We start from the raw sequence: 25,664 nt of genomic DNA, 5'->3' as shown, positions 1-25,664 counted from the left end.
GGCGTGCAGCGGCTGTTGCGGCGCCCAGGAGGATGTCAGAAGTAGTCGTCCGGGCGGGAGTCGGCTCGTACGGTATCGAGCGTGAAGCAGTGGAATCCGCCGCTGAAGAGCCGCCGGTGCCGGTGGCGCACGGGAACGACGGTGAAACCGTGTGCTTCGAGGACTTTGATAAGTGCGGGCGCCTGGGAATTAGCGATGACGGTGTTCTCATCGACCGACAACACGTTGACGTCGATGTACAGGCTCGTGAGGGTCAGGTCATCGTCGTCATAGTCGGGGAAGTCCTCCGGTGATGGTTCCGGGGCGTAGATCTTGTCCCAGCGCCGCAATGGCTCGGGAAGTAGATCAACCACGCCGGGATGGCGCAGCAGCAGTGTGCCGGGCCGCAGGGGCAGCACCAGTGTGTCGATGTGGTTGTTGTCCGCCTGGTTCAGGACATGGAAGCGGAACCTGTCGGCAAGATGGCGTTGCAGCCAGGTGACGGCCAAGGCATGGTTCTCGTTGGAGACGTTGACGATGACGTCGCGCCCAAAGCGAAGGCACTGAGCGGCGTCGAACATCATCTCCACGCCGACGTCGAACGCGGACGGTTCCGGGTTCGGTACGAGTGTGGGCTGACGTCGCTTGGCCTGCACTGGGTCAAAGGACCGGTCGGTCATCACCGGCCGCGGCATGACCGTCCACTTCGCCCCGGCCTTGAAGTACTGGTAGAAGACCGGCTTGAGCAGGTCGTTCTCAAAGTGGCGCGCCCGCACCTGCGGCGACGTCTCAAGGATCTCGTCGCCCAGGACGATGGCCTGATCACGCACGTTGAGCGCAGGTGTTCCGTCGGAACTCCAGTACGGAGTACGGAACTTGGCGGCCTCACCGAGAGCAATCGGGCGGTGCACCGTGACCGATAGCTCCTCCAGAACCGACACCAGACCCTCGATGTCCTCGGAAAGCTCCTCAACGTGATGCCGCTTGAACGGCTTACGTGCACGGTCGGTGAACTCGTCGAACACATTGAAAAATAGGCGGAAGGACAGGTCCAGTTCGTGTGCTTCATAGCCCTGTGCCGAACCTACGATGACCTCGCGCAGCGGGGACCACTCGTCGTAGCTGTTGACCATCAGCTCGCTCCCCTAGCCTGGGTGGCCAAGCCGGCCAGCAGCCAGCCTGCCCCTGTTGCCATCCCTGCTAAACGGCTTGGACGGAGACGGACTCGGGGCTGCGTGCTCGGTTTTGAACCAGGAAGGACAATCGGACACGCGATCCACTCAGCGGATCACAGGACGGTTCGCAGCCCGGGTGAGCACCCTGTCCCCGGTCAACCTCCGGATGATGTCCTGGTCCAACGAAACATCAGGCCCTTCCTGTGATCGAAGCCTGCGTGGCAGAGCCGCCACGCAGCTTCGCCACGCAGCGGGGTCCATCCCCACATGCGCGGGAAGCCCTTGTTGGTCCACGCCACGCCAGAGGTGCGCGTGAGGGGCCCATCCCCGCCGTGATCGGCACGCGGTACGTCGATCGCCTCGGCGATTTGCGAAGAGCACCCCGCACAGCGCACCCCATCGGCGGCCAGCCCGCACTGTCCCGCCCGGACTCGGCGCGCCGCCGGGTGTTTTGATGGTATTTCACATTAATCTCCCGTAACTGTACGAAGTCGATCTATCGCAGATCGCACCCACCTCACTCCACCGGAGATGACATGCACAAGCTCCGCAAGGCTGCCGTCCTGGTCGCCGCCCTCGCCGGCGCCGGACTCCTGAGTGCCGGCACCGCCCACGCCGGCGGCGATGGGCACGGCCACCACAAGGGCGACCACTTCAACATCAAGCAGAGTTCCGAGTGCAAGTCGCACGACCTGAACCTCGACGTCCTCGGCCAGGTCGGGCTGGTCAACGGCCTGCTGGGCAGCGCGCTCAACGGCGAGGGCCACCCGGGCGAACAGAAGACCCACATCGGTTCGAGCATGGGCTGCGACAACAGCGCCTTCTAAGGCCTCTCCCGTAAACGACCTTTGAGTGGGGGATGGGGGCGCGGCCGGTGGCCTTCCGGCCGCGCCCCCTGTCCGACGAGGTTAAGGTCGTGCACGCGGGCGATTCCGCGCATGGCGTGGTGCACGCCCTCCCCCCCGAGGCGGCAGTCGCAAAGGATCTTCCAGCACTTCATGCGTACGAAGACGTGCTCGAGACAGGTCCGGACCTGCTTGTGGGACTTGTTGTGCGCCTCTTACCGGGCCGGCAGTTCCTCTCCCTTGCGGCGCCGGTGCGACGCAGGCGTCGGCTCGCCGCCCCGCACTCCCACCACGACGCACCAGCATGGCGGCACAGGCACGCAGACCTGCCCCGGCTCCGGCCAGCCTGCCCGCCTCGTAGGAAACACCTCGACCAGCCGCGGCCGTCCGCCCTGGTGGAGCGGACGGCCGGGGCTTCTTCAATTGCCGTACGAGGTCGGCGAGCGGTACGTCGACCGCGTCGGCGATGAGGATCAGGGTGTCGATTCAGCGCGGCGGATGCCCCCGCTCGACCCGTACATAGATGGCCTTATCCATGCCCGCCCTCTCGGCAACTGCCTGTTGCGTGAGGTTGGCGTGAAGCCTGGCCGCCCGGATCTGGTCCCCGATGGCCCGGCGACGGGCGAGCACCCAGTCGAGCGGCGGTTCGGAGGACCGCGAGCACGCCGCAGCGATGCGGCGTATGTGTCTGCAGTTGTGGCAGGGGCTGGCGCAGCTCGCCGATGCTGATGGGGACGGCCGGATCTCCGCGGGCGAGTACAAGAAGGCGTTCACCGAACTGATCCTTGAGCGGCCCGACGCGTTCGACGCGGCCTACGCACCGTTCGTCCGCTCTCTCATGGAGATGGCTGATGACAATGGTGATGGGAAGCTGAGCCAGGACGAGTACCGCAGCTGGTTCGTGACCGCCTTCGGCATCACCGCATCACCTCCTACCACCGGTACGCCGGATTCATCAACGAGATGGAGGGCCCGCATCGCACTGAGCGAGCCGGACATCGGCCCATGCCTCGTGGCCGCGGAGACTGGGCTTCCATGGTGGGCGTGGACTCCACTGTGTACCGGGCACACCAGCACGCCGCCGGCTCCTGCAAGCGTGTCCACGGTTACCCGACCAGCGCATTCGGCCCGCCCGGCACCGTCGCGGTCGCCGCGATCCGCCTGCGGCTCCGCTCATGACCCACCGGACACTTCCTGGAGAGGCCCCGGGCGAAGCCGGCACTGCGCAACCTCCAGCAGCGACCACGTCCATCCAAACGCTCCGGAGGGGCCTGGTACCGCTACTGCGCCTGTGAGAACTCATACTGCAACTCGTAGAGGTGACCGGCTTCGACCGTGTCATGGACTTCGACAGGGCGGTCATTGTCGCTGTAGACCACTCGGAACGTACGCAGGACCGGCACGTTGCCCGGCAGTCTCAGGAGGGCGTGCTGCTCCTGGGTGGGGATCCGGGCGGACACGGAATCCACGCACCGGCACGGCGGATAGCCCAGCTGGGTCAGGAGCGTCGAGATACCTCCTCGGATCTTGCGATGTTCCATCATCGCGGTGCCACGGACGATCTCCAGAGGGAAATAGGCCTTGACCAGTCCGGCCGGCTCGTCGTCGAACGTCAGGACCTGGGACCGCAGGAGGACAGGGCTCCCCGCGTCCAGCCCGAGCGCCCGAGCCACATGGGCCGGAGCCTCGGGTACGACCTTGACCTCCAGCAGCGTGCTGTTGGCGCGTACCCCGCGCTTGCGTGCTTCGGTGATCCAGCGGTAGGGCTGCCCCGGATCGGACGGAGCCACGCTCCGCGAGGGTCGCATGGTCCGCTGCCGGTGCTTGAGGACGACGGTGTCCGGCGCCTCGGCCGTGTCGGCGCGCCTGGTGACCAGACGTTCCTCTCCCAGGAGCTCCAGCGCCTGGTTCAGGGTCGCGCTCGACGTGGCGTACCGGCGTCGAAGTTCGGCGGCCGACAGGACGGTGCCCGGGAAGACGACTCCGGACAGGATCTCGTCCCGTAGATCCGCAGCGACACGCTCGTGCAGGGGACGCCGGTCGGTGGTCTGCTCGCTTGTCGTTGACATGCCCCCAGTTATGCGGGAACCAGACACCCCACTGCCAGAGGGCAGTTCCGGCCAGACCCCGAAGACCCCGAAGACCCCGAAGACCACGGAGCGTACGGAACCGCCGCTCCAGGCCGACGCCGACGCGGAGGGGCGGATCGACTGCGGCATTGTGAGCGTGGATTGCACGGTGTGCCGAGCCCACCAGCACGCCGCCGGGGCCCGTCTGCGGCCGACATGGGTACCTGGACGCCGCAGGCGGCCAGTCCAACACCGGCCTGACGAGGCGGTGGGCGCTCAGAAGGCCGCCAGCCGGATGGTTGGCGGCCTTCCTCATGCCCGTGGCAAGGCCAGGCAGGTGCTCAGCCGTCCTAGCCGGGCGGTGTGCCGCAGCTCTGACCGCCCGGCCCGTCGAACTGCACCGAGCTGAAGAAGTCCCGGTAGGCAGGGAGGAAGTTGCCTTTGCCCGTCGGGCCGGCAGAGGTCACGGCCGTACAGCCGGTGTAGTTCGTATCGGACCAGAGGTAGATGGTCGAGGGCGTCCGGTTCCAGTCCGACTTGGCCCGGTCGTCCATGCCGAGCGCCGCAAGATCAGGGGCGTTTCCCCTGAGGGTGATCATGTCGCCGGTCCCGTCGAGGCCCGAGAACATGCAGTAGTAGCCGTCGGGGCACCGGTCGTACCCGTCGGCCGCGTGCGCTGCGGAGACCGGCACCACGGCGGCTGTCGCGGCGGCCACCGACACGAGTAATACGGAGAGCTTTTCCCTCATCGCGATCACCTTGCGCATACCGATCCGCCTTTGTTGTCAGGGCCCGTGAGTCCGCGAGATGCGGCCACCGGAACAGCGGTGCGCGGGCCGTGGTCACCAAGGCTTGTTGACCTGTTCGGCGAGCGCTATCCCCCACAGGAGTGGCACACGGGGAGGCAGCGCGGCGCGTGGAGTGCGCGGGAGAATTGCCGGACAGGCTCTAACGGCACATCATGCGCGCCGGACGGCGGCTGCGGACTGCGCGCCGCGCGAACTGAGCCCCCGTCGCAGATCAGGTGGTGTTTGCTGCCCGCCTTCCGCCGGTCGACCGGCGGAAGACCGGTGTCGGCGCCCCCCCAGTCGTCGTCCACGATCCACGGCCGAGCACTCACACCTCACGAATGGCCGAATCATCACATCAGTCACACCCGACCAGCCTCAACGACCAAGATCCTTTTACGGGCTCTAAGCGTGAGCGTCTGGAGCCTTATTTTGGACCCGCCGCGTGGCTGCCGCGCGCCCGGTGGCTCCAGCAGATGTGGGGTGCCGCTCCCCAGCCCTGCCGTTTCTCCCCAGATTCTCCCCAGGGGCCTGGAAGCCCATCCGGGTCCGGTTGCGGATGCGAACTTCGACGGCGCTGGCGCCGACGCTTGCTGTTCACAGCCAGCCTCGACGCTTGAAGATGAGGTACAAACTCAGACAAACAATGACCTGTGGTTTTCTGTTTCAGGGTCGCTCTCGACCTGGTTCCCGATGCCCCATCACGTCGAGTGCGTCACGATCCTTGAGCCTTCCGGAAAGGGCATCTGACCTGGGCTTTCCCCCGGTGTGGCCGCGACCTGCTCGCCTTTCCGGGGCGCCGGCGGCGCGTCCGCCCCCTGGCGGCGGTCGATCAGCGACAGGAGCGGGCCGGTCATCGAGGTGGTAACCACCGCCATCACCAGCAGCGCCAAATACAGGCCGGAGGTGAGCACTCCGGCGCTGTACCCGGCCTGGAGCAGGACGATCTCGGTGAGCCCCCGGGTGTTGAGCATGACGCCGACGCGAAGAGCCTCGGCGCGCCCCTCCCCGCCCAGGCGGGAGACCGCGTAACCGCCGCCGATCTTGGAGAGCACGGCCAGGACCGTCGCCAGGATCGTCACCAGCCAGAGGATGCCGCCCGAGCCCGTCCATATCTTCAGCCCGGTGGCGATGAAGAAGACCGGCACCAGCCACAGGCCCAGCGTGGACACCCAGCGGACCGGTGCGTCCCAGTGCGGCGAGTCGGGCGGGATCATCAGCCCCACCACGAACGCGCCGAAGATCGCGGTGAGCCCGCGGGCCTCCGCCACGTCCGCCGCCAGGAGCACGCAGACGCCCAGGACGACGGCCACCAGCCAGGGCCACCGGGCGCAGAGGCGCTCGGCCTGAGGGGTCTTCAGCAGGCGGCGGCCCAGAGTGGCCGCCAGCGCTCCGACCACCAGCACGGTGGCCGCGGTCGCGACGCCGCCCGAGCCGGGTTGGGCGATGCCGATCACCACGGCCAGCAGCAGCCAGGCGACGGCGTCGATGAGGGCCGCCGAAGTCAGCGAGAGCCGCCCGGCGCGGGTCGTGGTCAGGCCGCGGTCGGCGAGAATCCTGGCGAGCACGGGCACCGCCGAGACCGCCATGGTGGTCGCCAGCAGCAGCACGAAGGCCAGGGTGGGCGCGGTCCCCCGCAAGGAGGGCCGGTCGTACCAGACGAGCCAGCCGCCGAACGCCGCGCCGGCCACCAGGGAGGGCACGAGGGTGCCCAGCGCCGTCCAGCCGATGGCCCTGTCCCGCAGGCGGGACGCGTCCAACCGCAGTTCGTGGGCGACGCCCACGAGGAACAGCACCAGTCCGGCGTGCCCGAGGTCGCGCAGCGGCCCCAGCACGCCGTCCGGTAACAGGACTGACTGCGCCTTCGGCCAGGCCAAGCCGAGCACCGCCGGCCCGAGCAGCATGCCGAACGCGATCTCGCCGACGACGCCGGGCTGCCCGATTCTGCTGGCGAGCCGGCGTCCCAGGAATCCGACGACCAGGAAGGCGCCGAGTGCGGCGATCGCGTGCGCGGCGACGGGGAGCGTCACGGGCCGGCCGCTCCATCGACCGCCGCGCCGTCCGCCGTCAGGAAGCCGACGACACGGCGGACCACGGCGTCGTCGCGCAGCACCTTGGTGTGGCCCAGGTCCCGCACCCGCATCAGCTCGGCCTGCCCCCAGGCCGTCACCAGCGCCTCGCTGTCGGCGATTGGCGACTCCGGGTCGTTCTCGTCGTGGACGACGAGCAACCGGCTGGTGAAGTCCCGTGCCGCGAGAGCCGGTTCGATGGCGTCGAAGGAGATGCCGAGCCACTCCTCCGCACGCGTGCGGACCAGCCCGATGGCCTCCGGCGATACCTGCATCACCTCGCCGGAGCGGCGCCAAAGGCTGGTGTAGCTGCTGATGGGGTTGACGAACACGGCCCGCTCCAGCGTGACCCCGCTCGACATGGCGTAGGTCGTGGCCGCGGCGCCCAGCGAGTGGGCGACGACGGCGTGGAAGGGGCCGAACCGCTCGTCAGCCGCCTCGACCGCCTTGGCGAAGTGGATGACGGAGGACTCCGCTCCCTCCGACTCGCCGTGGCCGGGGAGATCCGCGACGACCACCGCGCAGCCCGCCCGGGCGAGCGCGTCCGCCAGGACGGTCAGGTGCCCGGCGTTGCCGGCCCAGCCGTGGACCAGCAGGATCCGCCGCTCGCCCTCGCCCCAGAGGTAGTGGACCACCTTGCCGCCGTCGACGACCTCGACCTCCTTGGCAGCCTGTTCCAGGATCGGCCGGGTGGCGTTCGGAGGCTGCGTCCGTATCGGCGTGAAGGCCAGCCGGCGCAGCTTTTCGGTGATGTCGGTGCTCAATTGATCGCCCCTTACCTTGTTTCTTCCACGCTCCGCAGGTGCGCGGAGATGATCTTCCGGACCTCGGGTGATTCCACGATGTCGAAGTGGCCGGCGCCCTCGACGAGTTCCACGGTGGAGTTCCGCCAGCTCGCGTGCAGTTCCCCGGCGTGCACCGGCGGCACGTAGTCGTCGGCCGTGCCGTGGATGACCAGCCCGGGAACGTCGATCGCCCGGGCGGCCTCAAGCGCCGAGTACTCGTCCCACACCGTCCCGCCGAACCTTCTCTCGATCTCCCCGACCACCCCCCGGACCCGGTCGTCGTCGAGGGCGTTCATCTCGGCGAACCTCTCGACCAGAAACATCTTGGCGGGCGGGGAGGAGATCGAGACCATGGTCCGGGCGGCCACCCCGGCGTGCCACGCGGTGAGGGCCCACAGGCCGCCCATGGAGTGGCAGACCACCGCGTGGAGGCCGGTGAGCCTGTCGTACAGGGCGCGCAGCAGGGCGCGGATCTCGGTGGGATCGCCCGTGGTGCCCAGCGCCTCCCCGTGCGGCGGCACGTCGAACAGCACCACCCGGTAGCCCTGCGCGAGGAGTTCCTCGGCGATGGACACCATGCTGCCCAGATTGGTGTTCAGGCCGTGGACGAGGAGGACGGTCGGGCCGCTGCCGCTCTGGAAGTACTTGTAGAAGCGGCCGTTCACCTTGACGGTGTGCGAACGGCACCGATTGAGGAACGCCTTCGCGAACGGATCGTGCGGCAGCTTCACGACCGTGTAGAAGCGCTCCACGAGGTCGTCCACGGATTCGGTTCGGCTCACAGCGCATTCCTCAATCGGTGTCGGTGGTCCACTTCGACCGCGTCCTTTCCGGACCTCAGTTGCCGGGCTGCTCGCTCAGCGCCGCGAGGCACTGCCTGGCTCGCTCGGGCAGGACGTACTCCCCCTCCTTCGCGATGCGGTCGTACAGGGCCTCGACCCGCTCGTAGTGGTCGTCGAGGTTCTGGTCGAGCAGGTGGTATTCGGACTTGTTGTAGATGCCGAACTGGAGGTCGGTCATCAGGCCGAACGGATCGATGTCCGTCGCGCGCCGGGTCCCGCCGAACACCAGGCGCAGGAATTCGTCGACGCTCTCGTAGCCGAGCGTGGCGAGGAGGAACTCGATCGACGCCCACTTGCGCCTGACCTGGTAGGCGCGCTCGTCCGGATCGACGATGAAGTCCAGGCCGCTGGTCATGCCCTTCGGGTAGTGCACCTTGTTGAAGCAGCGCAGGTCGATGGTGAGGCGGTCCTTGGTGGTCCGGGGCAGGGTGCTGTCCGCGTGTGCCCGGTAGTTGTCGAAGACCAGCGCGTCGCCCACCCGGCTGTCGCAGTAGTAGCCGGGGGAAGGCTTGTCGGCGTACGTCTTCGCCCAGTACATCGCCATGAGGTAGTCCCGCACCGAGGGCAGGTCGATCTCGGACAGCTTCCCTTCCAGGAAGAGGTACAGAGCCTTGTCGACGGCGTCCTTCTCCTCGCCCTCCAAGCCGCACTCCAGCATCTTCTCGTAGACGTACGGGAGGTTCGGGGCCTCCACCTCGGCCTCCTCGAAGATCACGAAGGGCTGCCGGCTCAACGGCGTCGGGGTCAGCGCCGTGTGGAAGCTGCGGTACTCGGTGGGGAAACCGAGCTGCTTCTTCACCAGCGACGGGATCTGAAGGGCGATCGAGCTTGCCGCGTGGGTGCCGTACGGCCGCTTCTCGGCCGGCACGATGAAGGCGTTCACCACCGCGGTCTCGACCTCGGGGAAGTGCTCCTGGACGATGTCCTGGTTCAGGTCGTAGAAGCGCTTCGCCGAGGGCACGAACAGCACGCAGTTCTCGAACATGGTGGAGACCGGGAAGTAGCTGCCGATCGAGGCGGCGGCGAAGCTCTCCTGGATCACCGCCTGGCAGCGCAGCTGGCGTGCCAGGTTGTCCGCCAGGCCGTCGTCCAGGTTCATCCGGACGACCTCGGTGGGGAGCACCTCGGGGTGGAAGCAGCTCGGGTTCAGCGTCCGGTGCGGAGGCAACCGGGACCCCATCTCCTCCTTGTCCACCTGGTACTTGTCCAGCACCGGGGACAGCTGCTCGGCGTGCGCCGCCGCCGAGGAATGCAGGAAGGTGCCGGTCTTCTGGTAGGTGCCCGTGACCGTGGCCTCGTCGTCCACCGTCGCGTCTGCCGCCTGGGTCGCGTCGCTCATGACGTCGTGTTCTCCGCTCGGTCCGAAGTGTTGATGCGGTCCACATAGGTGCGGACGAAGTCCTCGTCGATGGGCGGGGACGGGTAGTCCTCCGCGCCGAAGACGGCGCCTCCCACGGGGAGCGCGGCGAACATGTCCGCCAGGCCCTCCGCCGTCAGGCCGTCCACCAGGGCGGCGATCCGGGCCAGGGGGCTTGCCGGATGCCCGGCGGCGAACGCCAGCGCCCGCTGCCGCCATTCGTCGAAGGGCACGATCTCCGCCCCGCCGCCGCCGGCGGCGGCACCGACCATCTCGAAGAAGCGGTCGAAGGACGGGGCCGCGGAGTTGACGAAGTCGTAGTCACTGCCGATGCGCGCCAGGTCGCTGGTCATCGCCTCGGCGATCGTCCGGCACAGGTAGTCGACCGGCAGCACCGCCGTGAGATCAGCGGCCAGCAACGGGAAGCTCCCCATCTCGAGGCCGCCGGTGATCAGATTGTGCAGGAAGTCGCCGCGGTCGAGCCGGAAGTGCCCGGTGCGGGTCGAGGCGCCCACGAACGGCAGCCGGTACGTCGACGCCTTCGCGCCGCGCCGGCGGGCGGCGGCCACCATCTGTTCCGCCTGCCACTTGGAGGTCAGGTAGCCGTACTCGCGGTCGTCCTCGGTGACCTCGTACCCCAGGTACTTGGGCAGCGTGGCGAAGGTGGAGACGAAGTGGAACGCCTTGCCGCGACCGCGCGAGGCCAGGCGCAGCGCCTCGTGCGTACCGACCACGTTGGGGCCGATGTAGTCCTCCAGCGGCCGCATCCAGTCCACCAGGGCACCGGAGTGGCAGATGGCGTCCACCTGGTCGGCCAGTTCGTCGAAGCCCTCCTCGTCCAGGCCGAACAGCGGTTGAGTGAGGTCGCCCACCACCGGGTTCAGCAGCGGCGCGAACTCCTCCTTCCACAGGCCGTAGCCGTCGAGGGTGGCGACCAGGCGCTCCATGGCCTGGCGGGCGTCGTCCGCCCGCACCAGGCAGTAGGCAACCACTTCGGAGGCGAGCAGCTCGTGCAGCAGGTAGGCGCCGACGAATCCGGTGGCGCCGGTGACGAAGACCGCCTCCGGGCGTACCGGCGCCGCGGTGGCGTTGCCGAAGCGGAGGTCGGGGTGCAGGCAGCCCTTCCGGGCCGTGGACAGGTCCACGCCCGCGGCCTCGGCCACCTCGGCCGCCTCGGTGGCCGCCGTGCCCGTGGCGGCCTGCGGCGCCGCGTCCAGCCCTGCCTCCAGCAGCTTCGCCAGCAGGAAGTCGCCCAGCGAAGTGAGGTTGGGATGATCGAAGGCGATCTTCGCGGGCAGGGCGAGTCCGGTCAGGTCCGCGAGCTGGTTGCGCATCAGCACCGCGGTCAGCGAGTCGATGCCGATGTCCTGGAGCGGCACGTCGACGTCCACGGCCTCCGGCGAGGCGAAGCCCAGGGTCTTTGCCATCTCCTCGCGGACCACGCCCAGCACCACGGCCGGGTACTCCTCCGGCGCGGCCTCGCCCAGCAGCTTGCGCAGGTCCGTTCCGCCGCCGGCCCGGGAGCGTCCGCCGGCGTTACCGCTGAGCAGCGCGCGGAACAGCGGCGGTATGCCGCCGCGGTTCTCGAAGTAGTGCTGCACGCGGTTCAGGTCCAGCGCGGCGGCCATGGTGAGCGCGCGGCCGCTCCTGACGGCGAGCTCGAAGAGCTCCAGGCCCTCGTCCGGTGCCAGCCGGTCCAGGCCGAGCTGGGCGAAGCGGGCCCGGTCGAACTCGCTGAGCCCGGCGGCCATGCCGTCGCCCTCCCAGGGACCGAAGGCCACCGAGGTGGCCGGCAGGCCCTTGGCCCGGCGCAGGTGGGCGAGCGCGTCCAGGAAGGCGTTGGCGGCGGCGTAGTTGCCCTGGCCGGGTGCTCCCATGACGCTTGCGATGGAGGAGAACATCATGAAGAAGTCCAGCTCCATGTCCTGGGTCAGCTCGTGGAGATGCCACAGGCCGTCCACCTTGGGCAGGAGGACCGCGTCGAACCGCTCCGGCGTCAGGGCCGTCAGGGCGCCGTCGTCCAGCACACCTGCCGCGTGAACCACGCCGCGCAGCGGGCGCTCCTCACCGAACAGGGCCATCACCGCGGTGACGTCGTCGCGATCGGCCGCGTCGCAGGCCATCACGGTGGCCGTGGCGCCCAGCTCGGACAGCTCGTCCACCAGGGACTGCGCCCCGGGGGTCTCCATCCCGCGGCGGGAGGTCAGCACCAGGTCGCGTACGCCGTGGGTGCCGGCCAGCCACGTGGCCACGCGCCGGCCGAGGTCGCCGGCGCCGCCCGAGACGAGCACTGCGCCGTCCGGCCGGACGAACTGCCGCTGCTGGGCCGGGACCAGCACCACCTTGCCCACGTGCCGCGCCTGGGCGATGAAGCGCAGGCCGTCGGAGGCGTGGGTCATGGGGAAGGCCCGCAGCGGCAGCGGCGCCAGCTTGCCCTGCGTGAACAGCTCGGCGATGGAGACCAGCATCCGCTGGATGAGGTCCGGCCCCGCCTCGGGCAGGTTGTAGACGGTGTAGGTCACGCCCGGATGGCTCTGGTCGATGGCCGCTTGCTCGCGCACATCGATCTTGCCCATCTCCAGGAACCGTCCGCCGTTGCCCAGCATGCCCAGGCTCGCGTCGATGAACTCGGTCGCCAGGGAGTTCAGCACCACGTCGAAGCTTCCGCCGGACTCGCCGCCGGGAGCGTTCTTGCCGAAGTGCTCGACGAAGCCCAGGTCGCGCGAGGACGCGAGACGGTCGTCGTCCAGGCCGAGTTCCCGCAGCGCGGGCCACTTGGGCTCGCTGGCGGTGCCGTAGACCTCGGCGCCGTGGAGCCGCGCCAGCTGCACCGCCGCCATGCCCACGCCACCGGCCGCGGCGTGGATCAGCACCCGCTCGCCCGGTTGCAGGGCGCCCAGTTCGTGCAGGCCGTACCAGGCAGTGAGAAAGGTCATCGGGATGGTGGCGGCCTCCTCGAAGCTGAGGTGCTCCGGCATGCGCACCACCTGGCGCGCGTCCGTGACGACCTCGGAGGCGAAGGAGCCTCGGGCCAGGCCCAGCACGGCGTCGCCCACCTTCACCTGGTCGACGCTGCCGCCGACCTCGGTGACCACACCGGCGAACTCCAGGCCGAACGCGGGGATCTCCACCATGCCCAGGGCGTTGAGCACGTCGAGGAAGTTCACCCCGGCGGCCCTCACCTCGGCGCGGATCTCGCCCGGTGCGAGGGCCCTCTCCGGCAGGGACTTGACCGTCAGCGGCTCGTCCAGGCGGCCCTTGGCGGCGATCTCCAGCTGCCAGCGGCCCTCGGCCGGGATCTCCAGATCCTGGGCCGAGCCCACCCGCAGCAGTTGCGGCACCAGCACCTCGCCGTGGCGGAGGGCGCACTCCGGTTCGGCCTCCAGCATCAACGCGGCGGGGAGGGCCTTGCGGTCCGCCTCCTCCTCGCCGAGGTCGATCAGGCGCAGGCTCAGTTCGGGGTGCTCGTTGCGGGCGGTCCGCATCAGGCCCCACAGCGGGCCGGCGCCCAGCCCGGAGACCATGTCGTCGGCGCCGGTACCCACCGCGTGGCGGGTGACCCAGACCAGCGGGGTGCGGAGCTCCGCGCCGACCGCTTCCTGGAGCTGCTCCAGTGCCGTGGCGGCGAACGCGTGGGCCTGGGCCGGCACCTCCGCGTCGGAGTCCCACAGGCAGACCAGGCCGTCCAGGTCCTCGGCGTCCTCCAGCTCCCGGACCTTGATCACCTGGATACCGGCCCGAGCCAGGAGGGTCTTGACCTCCCGCGCCCACGGCACGTCCCCGGCCGGGGTCATCATGCCCCAGGAGCCCCCCAGTTCGATGTTCCCGGTGTCGACGTGGCGCCAGTTGACGTCGAACTGGAAGCGGTCCACCCCGGCCGCGGCCAGGCGGCGCAGCACCGCCCGGTCCACCCGCCGTGCGTGGAGGCGGTGCAGCCGGCCGACATGGGCGCCGTCGCTGTCGTGGATGTCGAGCGAGGCCCAGAACTCGCCGTCACCCAGCTCGAAGTCGGCGACCCGGACCCAGATCTCCGCCAGGCCCTTCACCCGCAGCGACAGGCGCTCGGCCTCGAACGGCACGAAGAGGTCGTCGCCGGTCCGGTTCTGCAGCCGCTGGGTCAGCAGCAGCGAGTGCATGGCCGAGTCCAGCAGGGCCGGGTGCAGGACGTAGCCGGCGGCGGACTGCTCCGCGCTCTCCGGCAGCGCGGCCCTGGCCCACACCTCCCCGCCCACGTGCCAGGCCTCCTTGATGCCCTGGAAGGTCGGCCCGTAGCCGTAGCCGAGGGCGTCCAGGTCGCGGTAGAGGGCGGACGCGTCGAGGGGCTCGGCGCCCCGGGGCGGTACCGTCACCGCGATGCCGGTACCGGCACCCTCCGCGGGTGTGATGCGGCCCTCGGCGTGCAGCTGCCAGGCGCCGTTCTCACCCTCGGGCGCGCTGTAGACCTGGACGGGACGGGTCTCACCGATCGCCGGACCCACGGTGACCTGCATGCGCACCGGCACCCCGGAGGCGAGCACCAGCGGCGAGGCGATGACCACGTCCGACAGGTCCCACTCGCCCTCGTGGGCGGCGTCGCCCGCCGCCCGCATGGCCTCGAAGAACGCCGTGCCCGGCATCAGGACGGCGTCCATCACCCGGTGCTCCTGCACCCACACCGGCTCGTCCGCCGCCACCACGTTGGTGAACAGGGACAGCTCGGTGCCGGCGATCTCCACACCGCCGCCGAGGAGCGCGTGGCCGGTGGGGTTCAGACCGGCGCCGACCTCGCGGGAGAGCGGCGGCTCGAACCAGAACCGCTCCCGCTGGAAGGCGTACGTCGGCAGGGCCACCCGGCCGCCGCCGAAGGGCGCGAAGTAGCCGTCCCAGTCGACCGGGACGCCCCGCACGTGCAGCTCGGCCAGGCTCCGCTGGATGACCGAGGCGCCGTTCTTGCCCGGGGTGCAGGACGGCACCCAGGACACCGGTCCCTCGTCGGCCAGGCAGGACGCCCCCATGCCGGACAGCACCGGCTGCGGGCCGAGCTCCAGGAAGGTGTTCGCGCCCTCGCGGCGCAGGCTGCGCATGCCGTCGCTGAAGCGGACCGCGTGGCGCACCTGGCGGACCCAGTAGCCGGACTGCTCCAGTTCGCCCGGCGCGGCGAGCTCGCCGGTGAGGCTGCTGACGAGGGGGATCACCGGAGGGTGGAAGCGGACCGACTCCGCCACGGCCCGGAACCCGGCGAGCATGCCGTCCATGTGGTGCGAGTGGAAGGCGTGGGACACCGTCAGCCGCTTGGCCCTGCGGCCCTGCTCCGTGAAGTGGGCGGCGATCGCCTCGACGGCGTCGGTGTCACCGGACAGCACGGTCTGAGTGGGCGTGTTGAGTCCGGCGACGTCCAACGTGCCCCGCAGCCCGAGGGCGTCGATGGCGGCTTCCGCCTCCTCGCCGCCGGCTTCCAGCGACACCATGGCGCCGCGGGCGGGCAGGGCCTGCATCAGCCGGCCGCGGGCCGCGACCAGCCGGCAGGCATCGTCCAGGTCGAACACCCCCGCCACGTGGGCGGCGGCGAATTCGCCGATGCTGTGGCCGAGCAGCAGCTCCGGCCGCACACCCCAGCTCTCCCACAGCCGCCACAGCGCCACCTCCAGGGCGAACAGGGCGGGCTGGGTGAAGTCGGTGCGGTGCAGCAGGGCTGTGCCCTCGCTGTCTTCGCTGCCCGGCTCGGCCCACATCACCTCCAGGAGAGGCCTCTCCAGCCCGGTGAAGCGGGCGGCGACCTCGTCCAGCGCCTCGCGGAAGACGGGGTAGACGTCGTAGACGTCCTTGCCCATGCCCGGAAGCTGGCTGCCCTGGCCGGTGAAGAGCAGGGCCAGCCGGGGTTCCTCGGTGTGATTCCCGGTGCGCACCGACTCCGCGGGCAGTTCCCCGGTGCGGGCGAAGGAGGCCAGCTTGTCGAGGAGTTCGGCCTTGTCCTTGACCGGGAGCACCAGTCGGCGGCGGAAGTGGCTGCGGGTGGTCGCCAGGGAGCGGGCCACGTCACCCAGGCGGTCCTGGATGTTCATGCCCATGTGCAGGTGCAGGTTCTCCACCTGCTGGCGCAGGGCGGCGTCGGTGTGGCCGGACACCACGAACGGCACCGTGGGCGGCAGCGGCGGGGGCGCGCCCTCCTCGGCGTCCTTCGGGGCGGGCCGCGGCGGCTCCTCGACGATCACGTGGGCGTTGGTGCCGCCGATGCCGAACGAGCTGACGCCCGCGCGGCGCGGCACGTCCTTCGCCGGCCAGGGGTGCTGCTCCTGGACCAGCGCCATGTCGGCGCCCTTCCAGTCCACGGTGGGGGTGGGCTCGGTGACGTGCAGGGTCCGGGGAAGCGTGTCGTGGCGCATGGCCAGCACGACCTTCATCACGCCGGCCAGACCGGCGGCGGCCTGGGTGTGGCCGAGGTTGGACTTGGCCGAACCAACCCACAGCGGGACCTCGTTCGAGTGGCTGCCGCCGAAGACCTCCGCGAGCGCGGTGCCCTCGATGGGGTCGCCCAGCTTGGTGCCGGTGCCGTGCGCCTCCAGGTAGTCGATGTCGTCCGGCTGGAGTCCGGAGGCGGCCAGGGCGGCCCGGATGACCCGCTGCTGGGCGGGGCCGCTGGGCGTGGTCAGGCTGGCGCTGTGGCCGTCGTGGTTGACGGCGGTGCCGCGCAGCACGGCCAGGATGGGGTCGCCGTCGCGCTGGGCGTCGGACAGCCGCTTGAGGACGACCGCGGCGGAGCCCTCGCTCCAGCCGGTGCCGTCGGTGTCGGAGGAGAACGACCGGCAGCGGCCGTCCGCCGACATGCCGCGCAGGCGGCTGAACTCGACGTGCAGTTCGGGGGTGAGCATCAGGCTCGCACCGGCCGACACCGCCAGATCGCATTCGCCGTTGCGCAGGGCGTTGCAGGCCAGGTGGGTGGTGACCAGGGAGGAGGAGCACGCTGTGTCCAGGGTGAGGGTCGGGCCCTCCAGACCGAACACGTACGACACCCGGCCGGACATGGTGCCGCCCGCGGAACCCGGGCCCACGTAGCCGTCGAGGTCGGTCAGCCCGCCGGCCATGGTGAGGCCGTACTCGTGGTACGCCGAGCTCTTGCCGACGCCGATGAACGTGCCGGTCTGACTGCCGCGCAGCCGGTCCATGGTGTAGCCGGCGCGTTCGAACGCCTCCCAGGTGGTCTCCAACACCATGCGCTGCATGGGGTCGAGCGAGCGGGCCTCGCGCGGGGAGATGCCGAAGAAGGCGGGGTCGAAGAGGTCGATGGGGGTGACGAACCCGCCACGGCTGCAGTACGAGGTGCCGGGCACATCCGGGTCGGGGTTGTACAGGGCCTCGGCGTCCCAGCGGTCCTTCGGGACCTCGACGATCCCGTCTCCGCCGCGCTCCAGCAGCTCCCAGTACTCCTCCGGGGTGTTGGCGTCGCCGGGGAGGCGGCAGGCCATGCCGATGATGGCGATGGGCTCGTCGTGGACGGCGCGGCGGCGGTCGGGCACGACCTCCCGGCTGGGCCTGGTGCCGCCGGCCAGGTAGGCGGCCAGGGTCTTGACGGTGAAGTGCTCGAAGAGCTTGGCCCCCAGGACGGGGCGTCCCAGCAGTTCCTCCAGCCGCGTCTGGACGCGGACGACCCGCAGCGAGTTGCCGCCGATCTCGAAGAAGTTCTCGTTGACGCCGATCCGGTCGTGGCCGAGCACGTCCGACCAGATGGCCATGATGTCCCGCTCCAGCTCGGTGGCGGGCTTGGCGGTGGCGTCGACCTCCACCACGGGGTCCGGCAGCGCGTTCTCGTCGATCTTGCCGTTCGGGGTCAGCGGAAGCTCGTCCAGCTCCACGATGAACGCCGGCACCATGTACTCCGGCAGCCGCTCGGCCAGCCAGGGTCGCAGCACGCGGTGCAGCGGGGTCCTGGGCGGTTCGCCGACCGCGGGCGTGTTGGCGTACCCGGTGGGGGCGTCGCGGTCCGGCGCTTCGGCGGGGTGCGGGCTGAGGTCGGGGGTCTGCCCGGGCCGCCAGAACAGGGCGTCGCACCGCCAGGTGCCGCCGGAGCGACTGGGCAGCAGAGCCAATTCGAGGCCCGCCTCACCGGCGAGATCGGCGAGGTCGGCGGGGTCGATCCAGGACGTGGGCACCACCGAGGTGCTCGCGCCCATGGTCTCCAGGGCTGCGGCGACCCGGCCGCACACCCCGCCCAGTCGGCCGTTGGGGATGCCGTTCAGGCGGAGCGGGCGGTCGGCGACGGAACCCAGCTCGACGCGGAGCGCGGCCAGGTCGAGGCCGTCGGCCTGCCAGTCCTTCTCCGCTGCAGGGATGGCGGGTTGGGCGTCCTCGCCGATGTGCAGGGTGACGTCGTAGCGGTAGCGCGTCATCTCGTTGACGTAGCGACCGTCGCGCAGGGTGATGTCGACGCGGGTGATCTGCGGGAACAGGTGCGGCAGGTTGGCGAAGTAGTCCCGGCTGAGCACCAGTTCGCGCTCCGCGCGCATCCCGCCCTCGGCGCGGCGCGCCAGTTCCTCGGCGGAGATCCCGCCGGCCTCCCCGTCCGCGCGGAGGTGCGCCACGTCGGCGTGGAAGACGTCCAGCAGTGACAGGTCGCGTACGTCACCGAGGAACACCCGCCCCCTGGTGACCGCCCTGGTCGCCCACTCCAGCACCGAGGTCAGGTAGTCGACGCTGGGGAAGTACTGGGCCACCGAGTTGATGACCACGGTGTCGAAGGCGCCCTCGGCCACCTCGGGGAGCGCGTGGGCGGCGCGCTGCTCGCAGGTCACGTGCGGCAGCGAGGCCAGGTGTCGCTGGGTCATCTCGACGGCTGCCGCGGAGGCGTCCACGGCGTGGTAGGTGCGGCAGTGCGGTGCCAGGCTGAACAGCATCAGGCCGCTGCCGGAGCCGATCTCGAAGACGTTCTCCGGTGCGTGGGAGAGGATGCGCCGGACGGAACTCCGCTGCCAGTCGCGCATCTCCCCGTTGGAGAAGGGGAGGCCGTCGTAGCTGTTGCGCCAGCCCGCCAGGTTGAACGTGGCGTCGACGGTGACGGGATCGGAGCCGGTGCCGGGGTCGGAGGGAGCGGTGTCGGCACTGGCTTCGTAGGCGCGGTCCCAGGCGGCGGCCCACTCGACCAGGGCGGTGCTCTGGTCCGCCGGGGTACGGACCGGATCACCGGCCGGAGCCGCGTCGCGGACGCAGTAGGCGACCAGTTGCTCGTCGCGGCCGACCACCACGGCGCGGCGGACCGATTCATGGCGGCTGACGGCCGCCTCGACGTCGGCCAACTCGATCCGGTGGCCGCGCAGTTTGACCTGGCGGTCGTTGCGTCCCAGCAGCGCCAGCCTGCCGGGTTCGACGAAGCGGGCCAGGTCGCCGGTGCGGTAGAGGGTGCCGGGGTGGAAGGGGTTGTCCGCGAAGCGGAGCCGGGTCTGCCCGGGGTCGTTGCGGTAGCCGCGGGCCACTCCGGCGCCGCCGATGCACAGTTCTCCGGGGAAGCCGAGCGGTACCGGCGACAGGTTCTCGTCGAGGACGTAGACCTGGGTGCGGTCGATCGAGGTGCCGATGAGTACGCCGTCCTCCTCGGCCCGGGCCGCCACCTCCCAGGCCGTGGACCACACGGTGGTCTCGGTGGGGCCGTACATGTTCCACACCGAGCCCGGGGCCCCGGCGGCGAGCAGCCGGTCCGCCAGGTCGCGGGGCAGCGCCTCACCGCCGCAGAGGATCTTCCTCAGGGTGGGGGTGCCCTGCCAGCCTCCGTCCAGCAGCAGCTGCCAGGTGGCGGGGGTGCCCTGCATCACGGTGATCGCATGTCGCTCCATCAGCCCGCTCAGGGCCTTGGCGTCCAGGGTCTCCTGGGCCTGGGCGATGACCGTGGTCGCGCCGCAGAGCAGCGGCAGGAACAGCTCCAGCACGGAGATGTCGAAGGACACGGTGGTGACCGCCAGCAGCCGGTCGGTGGCGGCGCACCCCGGTCGTTCGCGCATGGCTGCCAGGAAGTTGCACAGTGCCCCGTGGGTGATCTCGACTCCCTTGGGGCGGCCGGTCGAGCCCGAGGTGTAGATGACGTAGGCCAGGTCGCCGGCGCCCACCTCGACCGCGGGGTCCGCGTCAGCGCTCAGCTCGGCACCCAGGTGGACGCTCACGCAGAGGGTGTGCCAGGCGGCGAGGCCGGCGGGCGCGGCGGCGGGGGTGACGATGAGCTTGGGATCGGCGTCGTCGATCATCTGGCGGATGCGTTCCGCCGGGAACCTGGGATCGACGGGCACATGGGCTGCGCCCGTCTTCATGACCGCCAGCAGGGCCACAACCAGGTCGACCGAGCGGTGCAGGGCCACGCCGACCAGGTCGCCACGGCCCACGCCCCGGTCGGTCAGCGCGTGGGCGAGCCGATTGGCGCGGGCGTTGAGCTCGGCGTAGGTCAGGCTGGTGTCCGCGCAGACCAGTGCGGTGTCCTCGGCATGGTCGCGCGCGGCCTGCTCGAAGAGCCGGTGCAGGCCTTGCTCGGGGAGGTCTGCGGTGGCGCCGGCCGTGTCGTTGAACTCCTCGACGAGGAGTGCGCGTTCGTCCGCGGTGAGGAGGTCGGCGGCGGCAGGAAGCTGCTCCGCGGCGGCGGGAAGACGGCGGCACCACGCGGTGAACTGGCCGGCCAGCCGGGCGACGTCCCGGGCCGGCAGGCGCGTGGCGTCGTAGTGGAAGGTGACGAGCGCACCGTCCTCGGCGCCGTCCTGCTGGATGTGGAGTTCCAGTTTCGGACGGTGGCCGCCCTTACCGCCGGAGCTCTGGTCGGCGGCGTCGCGGGTGCCCCAGGAGATCAGCACGTCCGGTGTCAGTGCGCCGCTGTTCCAGCGTTCACGGAGCGCTTCGTCCCGGCCGACGGCGTCGCGGCGGAGCCATCCCCACTCCTGGCCGAGGACGAACTCCCGCCGCACCGCCCGCAGGTTCTGCGAGATCGTCGCGTCGGCGTCGACACGGCACAGCAGGGGCAGCCAGGCGGCGAACAGGTCCCGGTGCGCGGCGTCGACGCCCTCGCGAGGGGCCGCCATCGCGAGGTTGACCTCCCGCCGGCCGCTCGCCCGGCTCAGGAAGATGCCCAGCGCACCGGCCAGGTGGGCGGCGGCCGCCGCAGACGCTTCCAGGCCGCCGTCGCCGCCGTCCTGGAGCGGGACGTGGCATCGCACGAGGACGGGATCCGACTGCTGTCCGCTCTCAGCGCTCTCAGCCCCGGTTTCGGGGCGGGGCTGCGGGTAGGGAAGGCGGTAGGGGTGGTCGCCGCCCCCGATCAGGCGCTCACGCCAGCGGTTGGCGGCCTTGGAGGCTCTGAAGCCCGCCCCGGTCAGGCGCGCGCTCGCGTCCTCGCCGGGGACGTCCAGGATCGCGCCGGGTCGGATCCCATGGGCCGTCGCGATGGCGCCGGCGGGCCGTTCCTCGCCCTCCAGGGTGCACAGCCGGGTCAGGGTGACGCTTCCGGCACCCGTGGCCACCCGCAGGCCCGACGCGTCGTCGCAGGAGAGGACCGTCCCGGGCGCGGCGGCGGCGTGATCTGTGGCGGTAGCGGTGGCACCGGTGGAAGCGGCGGCGGCCTGGGAGCGGGCTTCCCGGACGGCGTAGAAGTGCCCGTCGAGGTTGACCTTGGGCCACACCAACGGGCTCGCGAACGGGCCGTAGTCGGTGGCCCGGGCCATGGCGACGATGCGCTCGGCCGGAAGGCTCCAGTCGATCAGTCCCTCGGCGGCTAACTGGGTGTGCCGCGAGAAATAGCGGCGCGTCGCGGCGTCCTGGGGCGTCGCGGTCTCGCGGCCCTCCGCGATGTCGTCGATCAGTTCGGCCAGACTGGCGACAGCCGCCTCGTCGCACTTCAGGCCCAGCGAGAGCGCGGTGTCCTCGGGCCCGATCTCCACCGGTACCCGCCCCAGCACCTCACCGCCGTCGACCACCTCGGCCATGCGGTGCCAGGTGATGCCGTACTCCCTCGCCCCGTCCGCGATGGCCCAGGACGGCGAGTGCAGGCCCGAGTACTCGGGGAGCGGGCCGTAGTGGTAGTTGACGGCGGCCCGCGTCGCGCAGGCCAGCAGCGCTTCGGGCACCACCGCGTAGTTGCCGACGCTCAGCAGGAGGTCGCACGACAACCGCGGTGCGAGCGCCACGGCCTCGGCGAGTTCGTGGTGCGGAATGCCGGCCTTGACCGCCCAGGACCGGGCGGTGGCGTCACCGGTCACCACCGCTGCGATCCGGTGCCCTTTCGCCGCAAGTACCTCGCCGCAGCGAGCGAGTACGCTCCCGCTGCCGATCAGGACGGAACTCAAAGAAGTCAAAGCCGTGCCTCCCCGTGATCACCCGCGGCGCGTCCGGTTGAGCGCCGCCCGTCCCGGGGCAGGGCAACGGCACCCCAGGCAGCCCTATGAGGGCCTGCAGGTGCCGGATCCAAGCGTGCGCACAGGGTTGGCCCCCCGTGCACCCGTGCCGATTCCCCCGTGATCGAGCGGCGCACGCCTCACGAGCAGTCGTGCAAGCGGCTGCTCGTGAGTTGTCCGCGCTGTCAGGATTGCAAGTACGCCAAGTGCTGAACTGCCGAAGTGCGCAAGTGCTGTCGTGCAGAAACGCTGTCGTGCAGACGTGCAGAAGTACTGGGCTACAGAGGTGTGCTGTCGTGCGATGGGGCGGTAACGGCCCCCGCCGTTGCGCCGGTTCCTCCCCCGGGCGCCCCGACCCATCATTGGCCTGCCGCGAGAGCCACCGCAAGGCATGACGGCAAAGATCTTCGAGTGAAACCTGAGTGATGGTCATCACACGTCGCTGATCACGCAATTCGCCCCGCCGCCGACCGGGGGACGGTCACACTTGCTTCGGCTGTATCGCTTCAACCAGCCTGCCCCCGCCGCGAGTTGAACCACAGGCGAGTTCGACGACGCACACGAGCTGAGGGGACCGGCATGCCCGACGAGTCGGCTGAACTTAAACGCACAACGCAGGAGATCAAACCGGCCCACGTCCTGGCGCTGTGCAGCGGCGCGAGCTTCATGGCCTTCCTCGACCTCTCGATCATCAGCATCGCCTTTCCGGACATTCTGGACGACTTCCCGGGCACGTCGCTCAACACCATGACGTGGGTCCTCAGCGGCTACACGATCTTGCTGGCGGCCGTGCTCACGCCCGCCGGAAGGATCGCCGACAGCGTCGGCCGGCGCACCGTCTTCCTCTGGTCCCTGGCCGCCTTCACCGCCGCCTCGCTCTTCTGCGCCGTGGCGCCGTCCATCTGGTGGCTCATCGCAGCGCGGGTCGTCCAGGGCGCGGCGGCCGGTGGCATGATCCCCGCCGCGCTCGGCCTGATCCTCGCCACGACACCGCGGGAGCGCATCGCCAGAGCGGTCGGCACCTGGTCCGCGGTGGCGGGCTTCTCCGCCGTCATCGGACCGGCCGCGGGCGGGCTGCTGCTGCGCGCCTTCGGCTGGCGCTCGGTGTTCTACATCAACCTCCCGCTGTGCGGCGCGATGCTGGTCGCTGCCGTGGTGATGCTGCCGAGGCAGCGGTTGCGCGGCACCGGGGACCGGCTGCCGGACGCCGTGGGCAGCATCGCGCTCGCCCTGGGCATCGGTGGGGTGGTGAGCGCGCTCACCGAGGGGGACACCTGGGGTTGGGGAGATGTCCGCACCATCGGACTGGGGCTGGCCGGGCTGGCGCTCGTCGCCGTGACCGTGCTGCGCTCGCGCACGCACCCGGCGCCGGCCCTGGAGATGACGGTGTGGCGCAGCCCCGTCTTCCGGACTGCCAACATCGGCCTCGGCATGCTCAACATGACGATGTTCGCGTGGATGCTGGCCGCCCCGCTGTTCGCCGCCGACATCTGGCACTGGTCGGTCCTGCAGACGGCCGGTGCCCTGAGCATCGGGGCCGTCTCCTCGATGGCCGGCTCACTGGCCGCCGGACGGCTCACCCGACCGGCGACCCAGGTGAAGGTGACGGTCCTCGGCGCGCTGTCCTTCACAGGCAGCAACGCCATCTGGGCGTCCGGCCTCTTCGGCCCCACGCCCAACTTCCTGGGCGGCTGGCTGCCGGCCGCGATCCTCGGCGGCGGCGGCCTCGGCCTCGCCATCACCTGCCTGTCGTCGCTGGCGGCCGGGACGGTGCCCCCGCAAAAGTTCGCGGGCGGCCTCGGCATGACCCTGACGGTGCGCCAGGTCGGCGGTGCGGTCGGCGTCGCCGGATTCGCCTCGATCATGGCGTCGGGCCCGGCCCCCGGCGGCATACCGTCCTTCCACCACGTCTATGTCGCCGCAATGGCCGTCAACATCCTGTGCGCGGCCGTGGTGTGCACGATGCTCATCATGCTGCGGCCGAAACCCGCGCCGGCGGCCGCGGTCGCAGCGCAGGCGCCTCAGGACCGGGTCACGCCCACCCAGTGACCCCCGACTCCAGGGGCAACCCGGCCCGCCGGGTTGCGGGTTGCGGGTTGCGGGTTGCGGGTTGCGGGTTGCGGGTTGCGGGTTGCGTACGGTCCCCTGGGTGCGGCCACCATGTGCCGCACCCAGGGGACCGTGTGTTCCCGGCTCCCGGCCGCGCTGCTCCGACCGGCCGTCAGGCGGACGGCACGCGGATCAGCAGGGCGTCGCCCTGCCCGCCGCCGCCGCACAGCGCTGCCGCGCCGAGACCGCCGCCGCGGCGGCGCAGCTCATAGGCCAGGTGGACGATGAGCCGGGCGCCGGAGGCGCCGATCGGGTGGCCGAGCGCGATGGCTCCGCCGTCGACGTTCACGATGTCCGGGCTGATGCCCAGCTGCTCGGTGGAGACGATGCCGACGGCGGAGAACGCCTCGTTGATCTCCACCAGGTCCAGGTCGGACGGCTCCAGCTTGGCCTTGGCCAGCGCCGCCCTGATCGCGTTCGACGGCTGCTCGTGCAGGCTTCCGTCCGGCCCGGCCACCACGCCGTGGGCGCCGATCTCGGCGATCCAAGGCAGGCCCAGCTCCTCGGCCTTGGCCTTGCTCGCCACCACCACGGCCGCGGCGCCGTCGGAGATCTGCGACGCCGTCCCCGCCGTGATGGTGCCGTCGGCGCTGTACACGGGACGCAGCTTCGCCAGGGCCTCCGCCGTGGTGTCGGGACGCACGCCCTCGTCGGTGTCACACACCACTGGGTCGCCCTTGCGCTGCGGGACCGTCACCGGCGCCATCTCCTGGGCGAACCGTCCGGCGGCCGCCGCGGCGGCGGCCCGCTGGTGCGAGGCCGCGGCGAAGGCGTCCTGCTTCTCCCGGGTCAGTCCGGCGTAGCGGCTGTTGTACTTCTCGGTCGTGACGCCCATGCCGAGCTGGTCGAAGGGGCAGAACAAGCCGTCGTGGACCATGTGGTCGATCAGCGGCACGTCACCGGACTTGAATCCCGCACGCGACTTGGGAAGCACGTGCGGAGCCTGCGTCATGGACTCCTGACCGCCCGCCACGACCAGGTCGAACTCACCGGCCCTGATCAGCTGGTCGGCCAGCGCGATCGCGTCGATCCCGGAGAGGCACACCTTGTTAACGGTCAGCGCCGGGACGCTCATCGGGATGCCGGCGGCCACCGCGGCCTGGCGAGCCGGGATCTGGCCGGCGCCCGCGGTGAGCACCTGCCCCATGATCGTGTACTCCACTTGCTCGGGCGCCACCCCCGCCTTCTCCAGGGCCGCCTTGATGGCGATCGCCCCGAGCTGGGCTCCGGAGAAGTCTTTCAGAGCCCCGAGCAGGCGACCAGTGGGGGTACGGGCCCCGGCCAGGATGACGGATCCGGACACGACGTCCTCCG

At 70.6% G+C, this 25,664-nt stretch carries 12 protein-coding genes and 4 pseudogenes; 5 read left to right on the top strand and 11 right to left on the bottom strand.

Going from position 1 to position 25,664, the window contains the following annotated elements; all coding sequences use genetic code 11:
• Positions 1-35: 35 nt before the first annotated feature.
• A complete protein-coding gene (locus tag PXH83_RS25955; RefSeq protein WP_274563545.1) occupies positions 36-1,112 on the bottom strand; it encodes a glycine amidinotransferase in 1,077 nt (358 codons plus the stop codon).
• A gap of 578 nt (positions 1,113-1,690) precedes the next feature.
• On the opposite strand from PXH83_RS25955, the gene PXH83_RS25950 reads away from it, so the two are divergent.
• Positions 1,691-1,981, top strand: coding sequence for a hypothetical protein (locus PXH83_RS25950; RefSeq protein WP_274563543.1), 291 nt, complete (start codon positions 1,691-1,693; stop codon positions 1,979-1,981).
• A gap of 71 nt (positions 1,982-2,052) precedes the next feature.
• Here the strand turns inward: PXH83_RS25950 and PXH83_RS25945 are convergent.
• Positions 2,053-2,253, bottom strand: a pseudogene (locus PXH83_RS25945) (transposase family protein); the annotation flags it as partial.
• Between the two features lie 232 nt (positions 2,254-2,485).
• The gene (locus PXH83_RS25940; RefSeq protein ID WP_274563542.1) at positions 2,486-2,773 is read right to left on the bottom strand and encodes a helix-turn-helix domain-containing protein; all 288 of its coding nucleotides are present in this window, start codon (positions 2,771-2,773) and stop codon (positions 2,486-2,488) included.
• On the opposite strand from PXH83_RS25940, the pseudogene PXH83_RS32570 reads away from it, so the two are divergent.
• Positions 2,673-2,897, top strand: a pseudogene (locus PXH83_RS32570) (EF-hand domain-containing protein); the annotation flags it as partial. The gene PXH83_RS25940 and the pseudogene PXH83_RS32570 sit on opposite strands and share 101 nt — an antisense overlap.
• A 116-nt stretch (positions 2,898-3,013) precedes the next feature.
• Positions 3,014-3,106 (top strand): annotated as a pseudogene (locus PXH83_RS25935) (IS5/IS1182 family transposase); the annotation flags it as partial.
• 173 nt (positions 3,107-3,279) lie between these two features.
• Here the strand turns inward: PXH83_RS25935 and PXH83_RS25930 are convergent.
• The gene (locus PXH83_RS25930) at positions 3,280-4,068 is read right to left on the bottom strand and encodes a GntR family transcriptional regulator (protein ID WP_274563541.1); all 789 of its coding nucleotides are present in this window, start codon (positions 4,066-4,068) and stop codon (positions 3,280-3,282) included.
• Between the two features lie 82 nt (positions 4,069-4,150).
• Here PXH83_RS25930 and PXH83_RS32565 point away from each other — a divergent pair.
• Positions 4,151-4,351, top strand: a pseudogene (locus PXH83_RS32565) (IS5/IS1182 family transposase); the annotation flags it as partial.
• Positions 4,352-4,418: 67 nt separating this feature from the next.
• On the opposite strand, the gene PXH83_RS25920 reads toward PXH83_RS32565, so the two are convergent.
• From PXH83_RS25920 to PXH83_RS25895, 6 genes are all read right to left on the bottom strand, one after another.
• The gene (locus PXH83_RS25920; protein ID WP_274563539.1) at positions 4,419-4,835 is read right to left on the bottom strand and encodes a peptidase inhibitor family I36 protein; all 417 of its coding nucleotides are present in this window, start codon (positions 4,833-4,835) and stop codon (positions 4,419-4,421) included.
• A 722-nt stretch (positions 4,836-5,557) separates the two neighbouring features.
• Entirely contained in the window at positions 5,558-6,886 is a 1,329-nt protein-coding gene (locus tag PXH83_RS25915; RefSeq protein WP_274563538.1) for a cation:proton antiporter, read from the bottom strand.
• Positions 6,883-7,689 (bottom strand): alpha/beta hydrolase, encoded by an 807-nt coding sequence (locus tag PXH83_RS25910; RefSeq protein WP_274563537.1) that lies wholly within the window; start codon positions 7,687-7,689, stop codon positions 6,883-6,885. Before PXH83_RS25910 ends, PXH83_RS25915 begins: the two co-directional genes overlap by 4 nt.
• Before the next feature lie 11 nt (positions 7,690-7,700).
• Positions 7,701-8,492, bottom strand: a complete 792-nt coding sequence (locus PXH83_RS25905) for an alpha/beta fold hydrolase (protein WP_274563536.1) — start codon at positions 8,490-8,492, stop codon at positions 7,701-7,703.
• Positions 8,493-8,547: 55 nt separating this feature from the next.
• Positions 8,548-9,891, bottom strand: coding sequence for a hypothetical protein (locus PXH83_RS25900; protein WP_274563535.1), 1,344 nt, complete (start codon positions 9,889-9,891; stop codon positions 8,548-8,550).
• Positions 9,888-22,202, bottom strand: coding sequence for a polyketide synthase (locus PXH83_RS25895; protein WP_274563534.1), 12,315 nt, complete (start codon positions 22,200-22,202; stop codon positions 9,888-9,890). The genes PXH83_RS25900 and PXH83_RS25895 overlap by 4 nt, the downstream gene beginning before the upstream one ends.
• Positions 22,203-22,820: 618 nt before the next feature.
• Here PXH83_RS25895 and PXH83_RS25890 point away from each other — a divergent pair.
• Positions 22,821-24,290, top strand: coding sequence for an MFS transporter (locus PXH83_RS25890; RefSeq protein WP_274563533.1), 1,470 nt, complete (start codon positions 22,821-22,823; stop codon positions 24,288-24,290).
• Positions 24,291-24,462: 172 nt separating this feature from the next.
• Here the strand turns inward: PXH83_RS25890 and PXH83_RS25885 are convergent, their stop codons facing one another.
• Positions 24,463-25,653, bottom strand: a complete 1,191-nt coding sequence (locus PXH83_RS25885; RefSeq protein WP_274563532.1) for an acetyl-CoA C-acetyltransferase — start codon at positions 25,651-25,653, stop codon at positions 24,463-24,465.
• Positions 25,654-25,664: the final 11 nt, after the last annotated feature.

It is taken from the genome of Streptomyces spiramyceticus (assembly GCF_028807635.1).
Taxonomy (GTDB): domain Bacteria; phylum Actinomycetota; class Actinomycetes; order Streptomycetales; family Streptomycetaceae; genus Streptomyces; species Streptomyces spiramyceticus.
The sequence above is the reverse complement of the archived record's forward strand: the minus strand, read 5'-3'. Positions and strand labels throughout refer to the sequence as shown.